Here is a 13,664-nt window from a genome sequence, read left to right as displayed (position 1 = left end):
CTATATGTATGGATAGGCGCCGGGAAGCTCTAGTGAACTAAAAACACTGGTTTCATCGCTTTTCAGTATCGATGAAATAGCAAAAACAGATAATGAAGCTGCAAGTAGACACAGTGGCACCATTAAATCAAGGTTTACATCGTATGCATTGTAATTAAATGAAATAGTTGTTTTACTACCCAGTTTATTGTCGACTACTACATATGTATCTAAAACGCCCCTTGAGTAAACCATTACTCCTTTTTCATTGTATTTTGCATAAAAGTCTCTTAGTACAACTTCTACATCTACACCTCTAATTCTCACTGTGTAGAGGTAGTATTGGTATTCTACTTCTCCACCTTTACCTTCATATGTTGAGTTATAGAGTAGTGGTTGTAGACGATTCAATGTTATTCTAACACTGTCTATATAAGACAATGTAAAATCTATTGGAGTAGGAGACCCGGGCATAAAGTAGAGTAGTATAGTGTCTTCTACAGCACCTTCCACGAGAGTGGTTTTCACATTTACAATATAGGTGTTAAAGGGTGCATTGGTAGAAGAATACGCCGCATACATAAAGCCAGTTGCAACAAGTAGTAGTAGAATAACTAGTATTGTTTTCGCGGTTCTCCCGAGGCCTCGTGGCCTGACTACTTGTATGCCGAGGTATTCATAGAGGTATTTTAATACATAGTCTAAATAGACTGGATACCTCCTACGCGGCTTGTAGAGATGGGGTATTAGAAATAAACCCATTACAAATCCTCCAATGTGTGCAAAGTAAGCTACTCCCCCTAGTTGTAGATATCCATAGAGTACTTGCTCGGCAAACCAAAATAGGAGGAATGCATAGGCTGGTAGATTAAAACAAAATGGTATGAAGAAGTAGAAGAAGCATAGTGAGAGCCTCGTGTGTGGAAATAGTAGTAGGTATGCTCCGAGCACGCCACTAATAGCTCCAGAAGCACCAACAGCTGGAATTAAAAGTGATTCGTAGCCTCCAATGGGTATAAAGCCAATGTGGAATAGAATAGCTGCTGAGTCCAGATAGAAAGTAGAGCAGTAGCGTCTTTAAGTGTCCAATAGTCCTCTCTATTCGCGAGCCAAACAACCAGAGGAAATACATATTGAAGAATATATGTAGTAGGTCAGCGTGAACAAACATACTAGTAAACATTGTTACTATTGCTCTCTGGGGATTATAAAAGATATAGCCTGGTTTAAAACCAAATTCGTTCACTGCTTGTTGTGAAGAGGCATATAGCGGGATACCACTACTAGTAGTGTAGATAAAGACAATGATGTTGATTACCACGAGAAACACTATTACTACTGGTCTGTGTCTCCCTATAACTGGTTCTGCTCCACCAGGTATCATAGCCACATACTCCACCATTTAACTACAGAGTCTAATAGAGATTAATGGGATATAAATAACTGTCTTCATATATCTAAATAGGTCTTTTAAACCACTATATAGATTATTACTCGTGGTGAGAGATTGAAGAGGTATATTAGAAGACTGCAGTTCACGGGGAAATCAACTTACATAGTATCCCTCCCCAAGTCGTGGGTTTTAAACCAGGGCTTGAACGCTAAAAGCCAAGTTGTAATCGAAGAAAAAGGTGGTCAATTAATTATCAAGCCAACTGTCATCTCCCAAGAGAAAAAAGAGAAAACAGCGGTTATTCAACTAGATAACGAGTCTCCAGAAGCAATTAGCAGGAGGATTATTTCGGCTTATGTTATGGGTTTTGATAGAATAATATTGAAGTTTAGTAAACCAATAACCCCTCTAATTAGAAACTCTATTAGAGAATTAATAGTCAATAAAACACCAGGTGTAGAAGTAATAAGTGAAGACGAGAGAGAAATACATCTCTTCGTTTTACTAAACCCATTAAATACACCACTACAAGACACAATAAAGAGACTAGTGAGAGTAGTTAGATCTATTATTCAAGATGCATGTAGCTATATTAGAGAAACTATTGAAATACCAATGGATCAATTAGTTAGAGAAGACGATAGTGTTGATAGAGTCTACTTTTACACTATAAGAGTACTAAACAAGATAGCTGAGGGGTATATGGAGGTCGAAGACGAAAAAATAGATATTAAAACACTTCTAGCCTATAGATCTCTGAGTAAACTACTAGAGAGAATTGGAGACCACGCAGTCAATATAGCGTTAAATACAAGTAAGTTAAAGGGTAGAGAAGATATTGCAAGAGAAGTGAGCGAACTGTGTATAGAAGCACGAGATATCTATATCGAATCCACCGAGTCTTTTCTCAATGCAAAACCAGGCGTTATCGATGAAATAGCAATGAAAACATCTTTGCTGAGAGAGAAGGAAAGAAAGTTGTCTACAAGCTATGTTGGAAGCCTGGATCCCCAAGTCCTCGCCTCGCTACAATTAGTACTTGAAAGTATTAGGAGAATTGCAGAGTACTCTAAAGATATCGCGGAATTAGCCCTAGACCTGGCTATCGATAAAATCCTTGTGAAAAATCAAGGAGGTGTCACCGAGGATATAGAAAGCTAGATTCGTGTTTTCTCCTGAGTACTCTGAATTTCCTCATTGTGGCTACTAGTGTTAATCCAAGTGTATAGGTGGCAAGGGAAATTATAATTGGGTCTAGTCTAATCCCCCATGGTGTATAATTGAGTATTAAGCCGATGAGAGGGACGACTGCGAGAGATAAACCAATTGATAATGCAAGTCTCTCGAGTGGTTTTAACTCTCTTTCTTCGGGGTATAGTGCTTCAACTAATACATATCCTGGTAGAAACAACACGTATATTGTTCCAAACACGTATCTCAACGGCATTATAAATGGTAGACTGCTACTCGTATAGACAATTATTATTGTAGCTATAGTGAAAGCTACTATACTCCAAAACCATAGCGAGTATTCTAGTCTAACAATGTATTCAGCTATTGTTTTAGGCGGGTTTGGATCAATTAGTTTTATACTACCACGTGAAACCTCCTCGTAGACAGCTCTAATGACACTCCATTTACTACCCTTATTCCTCCTAGCAATGTATTCTTCGAGTGTTACATCGCGCTTCATAGCTACCACGATGTTATATTTATATATAAGTGGACCCATCTCCCAGTATACATCCAGGTCTTCTCTTCAATATTATACTCCCAGAGTTCAAAAACCAACGCCATTCTACAGGGTGGACTTGGACAGTATACGGGTACCTCTACTGATGTTTCGATAGATTCATTACTAGCTAGTACAAACCTCCACTCTTTTACAATTGGTGTAGGTGATGGAGTAGTATTTGTTGGTAGACTAGTATTAGAGGCGATTTTATAGACTACTTTGAAGTAGCCAGTATAGCCTAGCTGATTCTCAACGTATATACATAGTCTGAGATTAGACTCGTTAAATGCTTTCTCGGGGTATTCTCCTATTTTACAGTTTTCATTTAGTAGTCCAATTGCTGTAAACGGCTCTATATTACCTGGTCTTAAAACAAGTGCTATTCCAAGTGTTGATGCAATTATTGATACTGCGAGTATTACTGCAAATACTTCTTCATCGAGGATCATGGCTAGTACTCCCTCACAATCCACCTCTTCCTAGTCTTAAACCAGAGGTAGAGGTATACACGGGGTAGTAGTGTATAGACTAGAATAGGTATTAATGCAAGTACAATAACAGTAATAGCTTTTGTAAACACGTATTGGTAGTAGACTTGATCAACACTCCTTTCAAGAGAATCAAGTAGAAAATCTACTTCTCCAAGTATTTGAAGAGCTCTGGTTTCATCCTCCTCCTGGTATTTTTCAACGGCTTCATTAATCAATTCTACAACTTGAGTTGTATCTACGTTTTTAGCTTCAAGTCTTCTCACTCTAGCAATATACTCGGCTATTACTGAGTCGAAGTCTTGGGTAGATGCAATTATTGGTGTTAACAATATGTAAACTAATAACAGCGTTGTAATCATTAATCTTGTATTCATCTATACACCGTTAAACATGTATATCTCCCAAGTCTATAAACCTATTTCTTCAAGGAGACAACGTAAAAACCACTATCTTTTAATACACTACTAATTACTCCATACTTGTATGCTAGAGCATTTGAGTGAATCAATGATACGTTTTTTACTCTACTAGCATGGGATTTAAAGAGTTCTATTAAACCTAGTCCAAGACCTCTATAGTAGTCTTCGAGTTCTCTTATAAACCCTCTAGCCTCGCCGATCTTCATAATTCTCGTCCTGCCGTGTGTTTGATAGTCAAATAAAGATCTAATACTATGCTTCTGCACAATTGTATTTAGCGCGGCGAGAACATCTATGGTTTTACCATTGATATAGTAGAACTCTTTCCCTGGTATTTTAATAAATAAGTGGGTTGTTGTGAGTCCAGTGCCCTCTTTTACTCTAGTGATTAAATCGCTGTAAACAGTAGTTATTAATAAGTCGAGTTCTTGTGGGCTAGTAGTTGTTAAATCAACGAGTATTATTTTCTCTCCACGCCCACTACTCTTCTTTGAACTCCCTTTTCCATATAGTTTAATATATAATTCGTCTTGGTTTTCCAATCTAGAGATCTTTTTCCAGTGGATGAAGCGTGGATTATCTCCTGGTGTGTATTCGCGTATGCCTATATATTCTCCTGTATAAGATCTCTCAATTAGTTTAGTAATATATTCTTCAACTTCTCTTATAATTTGCATTGCGACGTGTGTTCTACTAGTAGTCTGCTTTTCTAATGTAGGTGTTTCGCTGGGTGTCTTATGAGGTGGTACTCCAACGCCTGGCACGCTTTTCTCTCCACTTGATACACTTAAACCACTACCTGGTTGTTCAATCCATACTTGTACCCTATCTTGAAGTGTAGAGCTTTCACGTAGAACGCTTCCACCGATGCCTATATCTCCAAATCCCCCTATTCCTACTTCTACTTTTAGGATTCTCGGTATTGAAATATACTTAGTGTATTCCATTAGAATTTTCTCGGCTAGTCTAATTACATAAGTCGACTTGACGAGAACAGTATATGTAATTCTATAGGGGCCGTGAACGGTTTTTGCAAGTCCTCGAATATCGCTTACTTCTACTTTTACTTGTGATTCATTAAATCCAATATTTCCTGGTTTTAACGATAATTCTAGTTCTATGTCGTTTACGCCTTCGTCTTTTAATACTTCTTTTTCACCATGTATAATAGTGTATTTGTAGTTGCCGGGGCATTTTATTGAAACAATGTATTTAACGTTTTCTCCGATATATACTGTTTTATCTAGTTGTTTTACTTCAACACTTGATCTCCCAATTCTCATGTTTTCTCTAAATACAGCGAGAGTAAAGCTCAGTACTACAGTTGATACTGGTATTAGTGAATACGGGTTGATAATACATAGTGGAGAATAAGCAAATAAAGTAACAAGAAGGGTTTTTACAATATCAACTCTACTAAAACGATATAGGATTATAAAACCCCACAGCGCTGTAATCAAAGCAAGGAGGACTACTAGTGGATTACCACTGAGAGAAGTGATTATACTCGCACCAGTTGTAGCTATAAACACGTATTCATAATCTCCTATAAACACCATAGAGCTGAAAATGACGAGGGCAAGGAGGATCCATGCGTTTTCGGGGTTAATACCAGTAAAGACTGTTTCTACTAGTATTAGAGTTGCAAGTAGTAGTATAGTGGTGTATTTGTAAGGGTTTCTACTGTGAGTAGAGGTGTTTAATTGCATATACTACCACCAAGGCTGCTAAAATAGCTGTGATAGATGCGTAAGCCGGTGAGATACCTCTCTGCGAGTAAACTAGTGATTTAAAGTATAGTATTGGATTGGATTTAACCCATGATTGATCTATTATAATACAACGCCCCTCACTTAGATGTGTAAGCCACTCTATATTGTACTTGTAAACTCTATTTGCCATAATACTTCTAGCTAGTACAATTACGAGTCTGCCGTTACCTATTTTTACTTCGTAGGCTACTGGTATTTTACCAATATATTCGCCGACAGTATAGTGTTTATCATTGTTTTGATCAATAAATGAGAAATCACTTGTATAGAATATCCTTGTGACTTCTACTCCTGGATTATTCGTGATTACAACGTGGTATGGTGTATCCAATACTATTGTCTTATTGTAGACTACATCGTTAACAAATACCAACTCGGATGTATTAGCGCTGAATACAGGATCGTATACAAACCCGTAAAACTCTACTTTCAATCCATTATACTCTAACATCTGTATAGTAGTATTTGGTAAACCACTGGCAACTACAATACCACCTTTTTCTACAAAGTCTAAGATGTAATCTAGTTCGTCTTGTCTAAACAAGGCTCCTCTTTCAACTACCAAGAGGTTTTTCTCTGCCTCTATATTCTCCAGGTCTTTCAAGTTATAGAGAATTAGACATGTATTACCAGACAACATGGTGTATCCATTATCTCCACTATTCAATATAGAGTAGGCTTGATTAACAGGTATAATTAAGACTAGAGTAACAGCTAGAATAACACCTATTACCAGTGAATACATTATTACATAGTTACTCTTCTTCCACTTCACTGAAAACACGCTCATATATATTCTTTGCTTCTTCTACACTGGGTTTTTCACGTGAATACATATCTCTCTCTGCAAGTAATAATAGCTTCCACACGAGTTCTTTTACACGTGTATTCTTAATGGAATCCTTGAGTACAAGGTAGTAGTGTTCACGCAGTGTTTCATAAGCGTGGGGAAGCCTCTGTGTAAACCTCCTCAGTAGTTTATAGTATATTAGAGCAATTGCTGAACCAAGACCTGTAATATATGGTTTTAGCAACTCCTCTAGTATGCCGTGACTAGTTTTTCCAGGTTTTTCAATTCTTCCACCCAATCCTGTTTTTAATAGCAACAAAAATGATTTTTCATGGTTTTTCAATACTATACTCGATAAAACTCCAAACAAAGTAAAACCCATTAAAGACCCTATATTTAACACTATAATCCGCTCTGTGTATTTGTATGGGTCGTAGTAGCCATTTAAATCCCTTATAGAAACATTTACGTCAACAATGGATATCGGGAGAATACTAGTAAATAATTGTAGCGATAGATCTCCATTGAGAACACGAGAAACACTATTTTTAATTAAATCCCCCGCTACAACTTCTACTGTGTAGTTTCCACTACCAATAATTAAAACAGGTATTCTACCATCAAGTGTAAGAGCTACTTGTGGAGTTTTCACTTCGACTGGTGGGTGTCTCAGCTCGAAGAATACGGGTTTTTCAAAGCAGTAGGATAGCGTTGTATCAGACGCATTGAGACATAGTTTTATAGTGTTGTAGCCAGGGGTGAATACTGGTGGTTCACCACGTGCTTTCACTATTAACTTGTTTGGAGAAATAGTTAGGTTTTCAATGACGATCTCGTTATAACTATTCTTTATAATCAATACACCTTGCACAATAGTTTTTTCTGAGTAGAGTGTAATAGTGACTTCGTCGCCCCTAGTAATCCTCGATGGTGTTTCAATAAAAATTCTGGGCTGAGAGTATTTCACAGAGATCTTTCTATATGTCTTTAAGACAGTATTATTGCAGTTGGTTCTCGCTACGAGTAGAACATCAAGTATTCCATTACTACTAATGTATTTTTCTATACTATAAGCTGGAGGAGTAGAAATAACTAGAGTACAGAATCCACCAGTGCACACTGGCTCTTTGCTCTCTAATATCTCAAAACCTGCTACTATGTTTAAATCCATTATTTTACAAGACGTGTTCTTCAATGTAATAGTAATGGGTATTTCCTCGCCGGCATTGTATAGATTGCGGGGTGTATGTATTGTAATATAGTAGTCTTCACTTGTAAATAATACTTCTAACTCTCTAATTCTCTCTCTCAACTCATTGATCATTAAATCTATTCTTGTTTTTAATGCAACAGCGGGCTCTCGATCAATACTGCAAGAAACCAGTTTACCAGCGTATTGGGATATAGAGTTTAAACCCTCATCTACACTACTAAGTTTTACTTGCTTCTCTTCTTTCGATGTGTTACCTGATAGTAGTTCGTAGTATTCAATTATTGTTTTATATGTTGCTTCATGTAGTCTAGATAGATCCGGGGTTACTGGTGTATTCAATAATACCTCTGCATAGTATTTACCACTCGGAGCCTCAGACAAGGTATAACTAAGTGTTTTCTCGAGTACAGCGAGCAAATACGTGCAATCAGTAATAGATTGACGGCTTTCTAAGTGTATAATTGTAGTAAACAGTGGAATTAATAGTAAAAGTAGTAATGGGGATATTACTTTATTCATGATATAAACACCTCGTATACTCTATATGCTACTATTACAGCAAATAATACAAAGAGAGCAATGTTCAGAATTCTAACTGGTTTATACGTTGTACTAGGCCTGGATAACGCGTGTGAAACATAGTATGCTAGTATACTGAGTGAAATATATACATCTATTCTCGACTCGTTTAAGAATACAAGTGTAATATTTGAAATAACTACTAGTGATGTAAACATTAATGTAAATAACACGATCCTACTCTGCAATCTCTCCAGCCCTCAAAGCAATTACTACTCCATCAGGAGTGGTAGTTTTCTCAACTACTCTAATACTACTAGCCGAAGTTGTATATGCTATTATTGCTGCAGTTACAATGACATAGGGGTCTACCGGGTACTTCGAGTAGTCCTTCAACACCTCTATTAAACCATGGATATACACGTGATAAGTATTCCCCGTAATTGTAAGACCTAGTTCTCTAGCCATACCTAGTTCATCTACTATTATTGTACGTAGCATCCTCTCTAATGTAGCTTGATCCACTGTACCAGTAGCTTCAAACCCCTCTACTAAGGGGATTTCAATTGGTATTGCAAGATATGGAGAGCCACCTGTAAAGCCGACACCGGGATCTACTTGAATAGGACAAGGTATTTTAGAGTAGACAGCCAGCAATTCATTTCCTTTTCTAACAATACATAGATTTGAATCCAATAAATCAAGGTCTTCAATAATACTCGTAGTTGATTCAAGAAGTATTTTTGAATAGTTTACTAGCGCTGTAATAGTGGGGTCTCGTGGAATTCTACTGTAAACTATAAAAACACCTCCTAGTACTCCAAGTGAAGATGCAACACCTATTAAACTATTAACTCCACTCATCAACCCGTATAATGCGAGAAACAATGATATAACAATTATATTCAATCCAAATATGAATAATTGTGGAGTCATACCACGGTCACCACTACTGGTCTAAGTAAAACATCAACTACTACGAGTAAACCTGTATAATGTTTATTTCCAACTATAATAAGTAAATCTCTAGCTATATGTAGTCCTAAAAGAAAGATTATTGTAGATAGATTTAACTCGAGTATGGGTTGTGAATAGATAATTGTAAAAACAAGTAGACTACAAGTCAATTTATATAGTGTTGACTTCTTTAATTTAAATACTGGTATACTAGAAAAAGCATCTATTAATCCAGTAGTAACTAGTAGAACCGTGTATTTCACACCGAGAAACACTCCTAGAACAATACTTGCAAAAATACCAACTGGTATTAGTGGAGTTGTAAAGCCGTATTGTGGTATTTCAACGTGGAGATGGGAAGTAATAACTAGAAATACTAGTATGTAAACCACTACTAAGCCTACTTCAAGCCCTAATAGTGAATAGTATTCTATTAACAAGTAAAACATACTCGATGAGAGAAGCATTATTGAATATACAACTAGTAAACCACGTAGATTTATGTTTCTAAAAAACAAGTAGACTGTGTTTAAAACAACTATAGATACAGTAAACCCTAAAATAACAGCTACCAACCCCATTTTAAACTTGAATAAAATACTTGAAAAAGCGAGAAGGAGTAGAAATACAAGGTCGCCTTCTAAGAGTCTACTTTGGTACCGGGACATTTCTTAATGCCTCTTCAGCAATAGCTTGAGGTGTTAAACCCTCTAGTTCAAACTCCTCTCTTAGTTTAAATCTGTGAGAGACAACAGGGATAAAGACTTTTTTCACATCGTCGGGTATTACATAGTTTCTCTTGTCTAAAAGCGCTACTATCCTGCTGACATTGAGGAGGTTTATTGTTGCACGGTGTGATGGCCCATAGAGGACGGCCCTGTGGTTTCTAACATAGTTGACTAGTCTGACAATATAGTCTAGTATTTCGTCACTAGCGTAGACTAGTTCTGGTAGTCTCCTCGAGATTTCATAGACTCTACGTGGAGTTGTTACTTGTTCTATGGGGAGGTTTGTGATATAATCAGACTTCTTCAATACCTCCAGTTCTTCTTCTGGTGGATTATAGTAGCTTGGTGCTGTCAGTGTAAATCTATCTAGTAGTGTCTCTAATACCTCAAAGGCACCTCTCGCTGCTTTCTCGGGTACTTGTGTAGCAATTACCATGAATGGTCGCTCGAGTGGAAACGTTACTCCATCTATTGTCACCTGGTATTCCTGCATTGCTTCTAGTAAAGCTGCCTGAGACCTCGTTGGGGTTCTATTGAGCTCGTCAAACATTAAGATATTGGTGAAGACTGGTCCTTTAACTAGTATTCTCTCACCGGTAACTCTATATATGTGGAATCCCAGGATGTCGCTGGGTAGTATGTCTGGGTGTCCTTGTATACGGTTATATGTTCCTCCAATAGCTCTAGCTAGGGTTTTTGCAAGTAGTGTTTTACCGGTACCAGGATATCCCTCGATTAACAAGTGTCCACCGGAATACAATGCGGCAATAGATAATTCAACTAGTTCTTTTTTACCAACATATACTTTTGATATCTCTGAGAACAGTGCTTCTAATTCGCCCACGACATCGTCGAATTCTAGTTTCAATGTTTCACTCATGATACTCCACCATGCTTTAAGCGTAGTTTACTCCACGCTAATAGCACTCCCATGTATACGACAAACAATACGAGTATTATATATACAGATTGAAAAAATATATGTAGTAGATTATTGTCTGATTCAATGCTTACTCCTGCAATAGAGTTTAGAATAGAAGCTGTTTTTGGAGCTATATTTCTCGGATCCCCAGTATTCATAATTGATACACGTACGTATATAGTGTATTCATCTCTTCCAACACTTATTTTCACGGGGAACAATGTATATGCGAGTAGACCCCTCCAGCCTTGTTTCTCTAGAGCTATAAATCCTATTTTAGTGTTGTTTACTTGTTCGTACCATGATGCAGTTATGTTGTAGCCTTGTAGTGTTAAACACAATTGCCACGTGTGGATTCTTGCAGGTGTATCTACGACTTCTATGTAGCCTGTATAATATTCGTTAAAATACCTGAGTGATACTCTATAAACTGCTAGTGCACCCAGTACTCTTGTGAGGAATGCATCATAATACCTAGTGGTGAATTCAATTCCTTCTCTTGACAAGTATTTTTCCGGGTTTTCAATGAACTCGTATATGCTTCCTACTTGTATTGGAATTGACTGGTAGATTACAGTGGATTGAGATGCGTAAATAGTCGTTGCTGTAAATATACTTGTAAAAACAAGTGATACTAGTAATACTCCAATAATATAACTCCATGTAATTCTCGGTACTTCGCCTTTAGAGAGAACTCTTGAAAACACTGATTTAAACTTAGCGTATTTAGTGATTATTTTAAATGCTGCTATAACCGAGATGGCAGAATACAAGAGGGAGGGAGAGTAGTGGAATAAATTATATGCTTGCTCAACGCCAATCCACATAGTACTATAAACCATTATCAAAGCTCTAACTATATTACCTATAATTCCAATAATCAAGGCGGTTAAAAGCGATGCGGTGGCAATAGCTATTTTTCTACGTGGTTTATCAATACTAAATGTAAGCATGTATATTATTATTGGTAGTGAGGCAATAATAGAACTAACAGTTACAATACCAGTACATGCTACTTCAACACTTAAATAAATAGTACTACCCGTGGGCGTGGCGACTTCTAGTTGTGTAAAACCAGGTGTTTCAACTACTCTTACACCAGTTATAAATCCAACTAGTCTCCCAATATACCTTGATAAAACCGGTGTTAGAGAATCTAGAAATCTAGCTGGTAGTGGTGTGAGGAGAAAGGGGGTTAGTAGTGGAATTGATTCTCCAATAGTGTTTGGCTCGTAGACCAATAGTATTAATCCAATGAAAAACAGTGAGAAACTAAGTGATTGTAGTTGTATTTTGTGTTCAAGGTCTATTAGGGATAACTCGTAAATCGATAATGCAAGAGTGGCTAGTAGAATAGATGCTAATATCTTACTAGTTCTTACTCCATACGAGAAGCCGGTATATCTAAGTGAGAGGTATATAACTATTAGAATAGAGAATAGAGAGGCGAGAATATAACTATACTCCTCGGTCAAAGCTAGTTTTGTAAGTGATTCAAAGAGTTCTCTGTAGACTACTTCAATAGTTAATCCAAGTAAGAGAGAGATAAATGTAAAACCAAGTATTATTTTCGACGTGTAGTCTCTATATAATACATTAATCTCCAATCTCCAGACACCGCCTTAGACAATTTGTTTTTATAGAGTGTTCTCTGTGTTTAAAACATTATTGTTTCCTATTAGTTTTTTAATTCGTTTTCTTCCATCCTCTCTTACTTTCAATAGTAGCTCACCAGTCAATTCTCCTGGTTTTACCCCCATTGCTGCAAGGTCTTCTTCAAGGTCTAGCTCTGTATATATACCCATAGAGTTCAATAATCGCCGTGCTTCATCTAGACTCGTAGTGTACAATATATGTTTTACTGGTTTAGTGTTTTCTACGAGTATTTGTGAATCAAGGTAGAATGTAAATGTATTGAATACCGTGACGTCTGCTCTTCGAGATCCTCTTCTAACTTCAATACTGCCTCTATGACCATTATAGGCTAATAGGGGGATACGTGAGGCCTCGCTTTCTACGTATTTCAATACTTCACTTAGTAGTTCAGCGTCTTCTCTACACATACTGGATACTCCGAGCAACCCGTTTTTCACTGAGAGCTCATCTATTCTTTCAATAATGTATTTTTGTGGTAGTTCTCCATCACTACCCGGTGAGTGGACTGCGATAACTCCATTTACTCTTGATACTGTTGCTAAACCCATCCAGTCTGCAAGCGGACTCCACAATTCATCCTCGAAACCAGTTGCAACTACATCTCCACCTACATCCACGCCTATAACAATATTTATTGATTCTCTATTCATAATTGACTTCAAGGCTTTATAGTATCCTTCTACACCATTATACAAGTCGACGATATATACTGGTTTACCTAGAAATCTAGAGGCTTTTACAACTTGTGGGATTATTTTTCTATTGCTTCTCACAGCGTATGATTCTCCTGTAATTAACACGTAGTGTGGATTAGCCTCTATAGTATTATAGAATTCACTTAGTCTTATTGGTCCTGGGACAGGATCGTAGATGTATCTCTCCCATGCAATTGAAGCAAGTACTGTCTCTACACCATATTTCTCTAGTCTACGAGCTAATACAATAGTCGAGGCAATATCTCCTCCACCACCAATCGCTATTAAAAGAGCTTTTTTCACACCGTTTAGAAAACAGAGCATTAACACACCCTTCAAGCCACAAGATATATTTGAATATAATTTCCAGTTTTAATTTACAATAGATCAGTGGG

At 37.1% G+C, this 13,664-nt stretch carries 15 protein-coding genes; 1 reads left to right on the top strand and 14 read right to left on the bottom strand.

Annotated features, from left to right (window positions below; all coding sequences use genetic code 11):
• Positions 1-966, bottom strand: a complete 966-nt coding sequence (locus tag ACZ5YP_RS00690) for a rhomboid family intramembrane serine protease (RefSeq protein WP_464835988.1) — start codon at positions 964-966, stop codon at positions 1-3.
• Positions 935-1,363: a rhomboid family intramembrane serine protease gene (locus ACZ5YP_RS00685; protein ID WP_464835987.1), complete on the bottom strand. Its 429-nt coding sequence runs from the start codon at positions 1,361-1,363 to the stop codon at positions 935-937. The genes ACZ5YP_RS00690 and ACZ5YP_RS00685 overlap by 32 nt, the downstream gene beginning before the upstream one ends.
• Positions 1,364-1,486: 123 nt before the next feature.
• Between ACZ5YP_RS00685 and ACZ5YP_RS00680 the strand changes: the two genes are divergently transcribed.
• Positions 1,487-2,533: a PhoU domain-containing protein gene (locus tag ACZ5YP_RS00680; protein ID WP_464835332.1), complete on the top strand. Its 1,047-nt coding sequence runs from the start codon at positions 1,487-1,489 to the stop codon at positions 2,531-2,533.
• Here ACZ5YP_RS00680 and ACZ5YP_RS00675 read toward each other — a convergent pair.
• The 12 genes from ACZ5YP_RS00675 to ACZ5YP_RS00620 are packed head-to-tail and all read right to left on the bottom strand — an operon-like array spanning position 2,511 to position 13,593.
• A complete protein-coding gene (locus tag ACZ5YP_RS00675; protein ID WP_464835331.1) occupies positions 2,511-3,065 on the bottom strand; it encodes a DUF1616 domain-containing protein in 555 nt (184 codons plus the stop codon). The genes ACZ5YP_RS00680 and ACZ5YP_RS00675 overlap by 23 nt on opposite strands.
• Positions 3,066-3,067: 2 nt before the next feature.
• Positions 3,068-3,556 carry a DUF1616 domain-containing protein gene (locus tag ACZ5YP_RS00670; RefSeq protein WP_464835330.1) on the bottom strand — a complete coding sequence of 163 codons (489 nt, stop codon included), beginning with the start codon at positions 3,554-3,556 and terminating at the stop codon, positions 3,068-3,070.
• Positions 3,557-3,558: 2 nt separating this feature from the next.
• Positions 3,559-3,972 carry a hypothetical protein gene (locus ACZ5YP_RS00665; RefSeq protein ID WP_464835329.1) on the bottom strand — a complete coding sequence of 138 codons (414 nt, stop codon included), beginning with the start codon at positions 3,970-3,972 and terminating at the stop codon, positions 3,559-3,561.
• Positions 3,973-4,013: 41 nt separating this feature from the next.
• Positions 4,014-5,726: a DUF58 domain-containing protein gene (locus tag ACZ5YP_RS00660; RefSeq protein ID WP_464835328.1), complete on the bottom strand. Its 1,713-nt coding sequence runs from the start codon at positions 5,724-5,726 to the stop codon at positions 4,014-4,016.
• The gene (locus ACZ5YP_RS00655) at positions 5,698-6,564 is read right to left on the bottom strand and encodes a hypothetical protein (RefSeq protein WP_464835327.1); all 867 of its coding nucleotides are present in this window, start codon (positions 6,562-6,564) and stop codon (positions 5,698-5,700) included. Before ACZ5YP_RS00655 ends, ACZ5YP_RS00660 begins: the two co-directional genes overlap by 29 nt.
• A complete protein-coding gene (locus tag ACZ5YP_RS00650; RefSeq protein ID WP_464835326.1) occupies positions 6,545-8,311 on the bottom strand; it encodes a hypothetical protein in 1,767 nt (588 codons plus the stop codon). The genes ACZ5YP_RS00655 and ACZ5YP_RS00650 overlap by 20 nt, the downstream gene beginning before the upstream one ends.
• Positions 8,308-8,559: a hypothetical protein gene (locus tag ACZ5YP_RS00645; RefSeq protein WP_464835325.1), complete on the bottom strand. Its 252-nt coding sequence runs from the start codon at positions 8,557-8,559 to the stop codon at positions 8,308-8,310. Before ACZ5YP_RS00645 ends, ACZ5YP_RS00650 begins: the two co-directional genes overlap by 4 nt.
• The gene (locus ACZ5YP_RS00640) at positions 8,549-9,247 is read right to left on the bottom strand and encodes a hypothetical protein (protein WP_464835324.1); all 699 of its coding nucleotides are present in this window, start codon (positions 9,245-9,247) and stop codon (positions 8,549-8,551) included. Before ACZ5YP_RS00640 ends, ACZ5YP_RS00645 begins: the two co-directional genes overlap by 11 nt.
• Positions 9,244-9,936 (bottom strand): hypothetical protein, encoded by a 693-nt coding sequence (locus ACZ5YP_RS00635; protein ID WP_464835323.1) that lies wholly within the window; start codon positions 9,934-9,936, stop codon positions 9,244-9,246. Before ACZ5YP_RS00635 ends, ACZ5YP_RS00640 begins: the two co-directional genes overlap by 4 nt.
• A complete protein-coding gene (locus ACZ5YP_RS00630; protein WP_464835322.1) occupies positions 9,917-10,876 on the bottom strand; it encodes an AAA family ATPase in 960 nt (319 codons plus the stop codon). The genes ACZ5YP_RS00635 and ACZ5YP_RS00630 overlap by 20 nt, the downstream gene beginning before the upstream one ends.
• A complete protein-coding gene (locus ACZ5YP_RS00625; RefSeq protein WP_464835321.1) occupies positions 10,873-12,525 on the bottom strand; it encodes an archaeosortase/exosortase family protein in 1,653 nt (550 codons plus the stop codon). Before ACZ5YP_RS00625 ends, ACZ5YP_RS00630 begins: the two co-directional genes overlap by 4 nt.
• A 30-nt stretch (positions 12,526-12,555) precedes the next feature.
• Positions 12,556-13,593, bottom strand: a complete 1,038-nt coding sequence (locus ACZ5YP_RS00620) for a DUF1152 domain-containing protein (RefSeq protein ID WP_464835320.1) — start codon at positions 13,591-13,593, stop codon at positions 12,556-12,558.
• Between the last annotated feature and the right edge of the window lie 71 nt (positions 13,594-13,664).

This window comes from Sulfophobococcus zilligii (assembly GCF_055398255.1).
This window is presented reverse-complemented; position numbering and strand designations above follow the sequence as displayed.

Bases quoted from the DNA above. Each gene is read 5' to 3' on its own strand.
- ACZ5YP_RS00665 (WP_464835329.1), bottom strand. From the start codon at position 3,972: ATGAATACAAGATTAATGATTACAACGCTGTTATTAGTTTACATATTG.
- ACZ5YP_RS00620 (WP_464835320.1), bottom strand. From the start codon at position 13,593: ATGCTCTGTTTTCTAAACGGTGTGAAAAAAGCTCTTTTAATAGCGATT.
- ACZ5YP_RS00650 (WP_464835326.1), bottom strand. From the start codon at position 8,311: ATGAATAAAGTAATATCCCCATTACTACTTTTACTATTAATTCCACTG.
- ACZ5YP_RS00685 (WP_464835987.1), bottom strand. From the start codon at position 1,363: ATGATACCTGGTGGAGCAGAACCAGTTATAGGGAGACACAGACCAGTA.
- ACZ5YP_RS00660 (WP_464835328.1), bottom strand. From the start codon at position 5,726: ATGCAATTAAACACCTCTACTCACAGTAGAAACCCTTACAAATACACC.
- ACZ5YP_RS00640 (WP_464835324.1), bottom strand. From the start codon at position 9,247: ATGACTCCACAATTATTCATATTTGGATTGAATATAATTGTTATATCA.
- ACZ5YP_RS00675 (WP_464835331.1), bottom strand. From the start codon at position 3,065: ATGAAGCGCGATGTAACACTCGAAGAATACATTGCTAGGAGGAATAAG.
- ACZ5YP_RS00635 (WP_464835323.1), bottom strand. From the start codon at position 9,936: ATGTCCCGGTACCAAAGTAGACTCTTAGAAGGCGACCTTGTATTTCTA.
- ACZ5YP_RS00670 (WP_464835330.1), bottom strand. From the start codon at position 3,556: ATGATCCTCGATGAAGAAGTATTTGCAGTAATACTCGCAGTATCAATA.
- ACZ5YP_RS00630 (WP_464835322.1), bottom strand. From the start codon at position 10,876: ATGAGTGAAACATTGAAACTAGAATTCGACGATGTCGTGGGCGAATTA.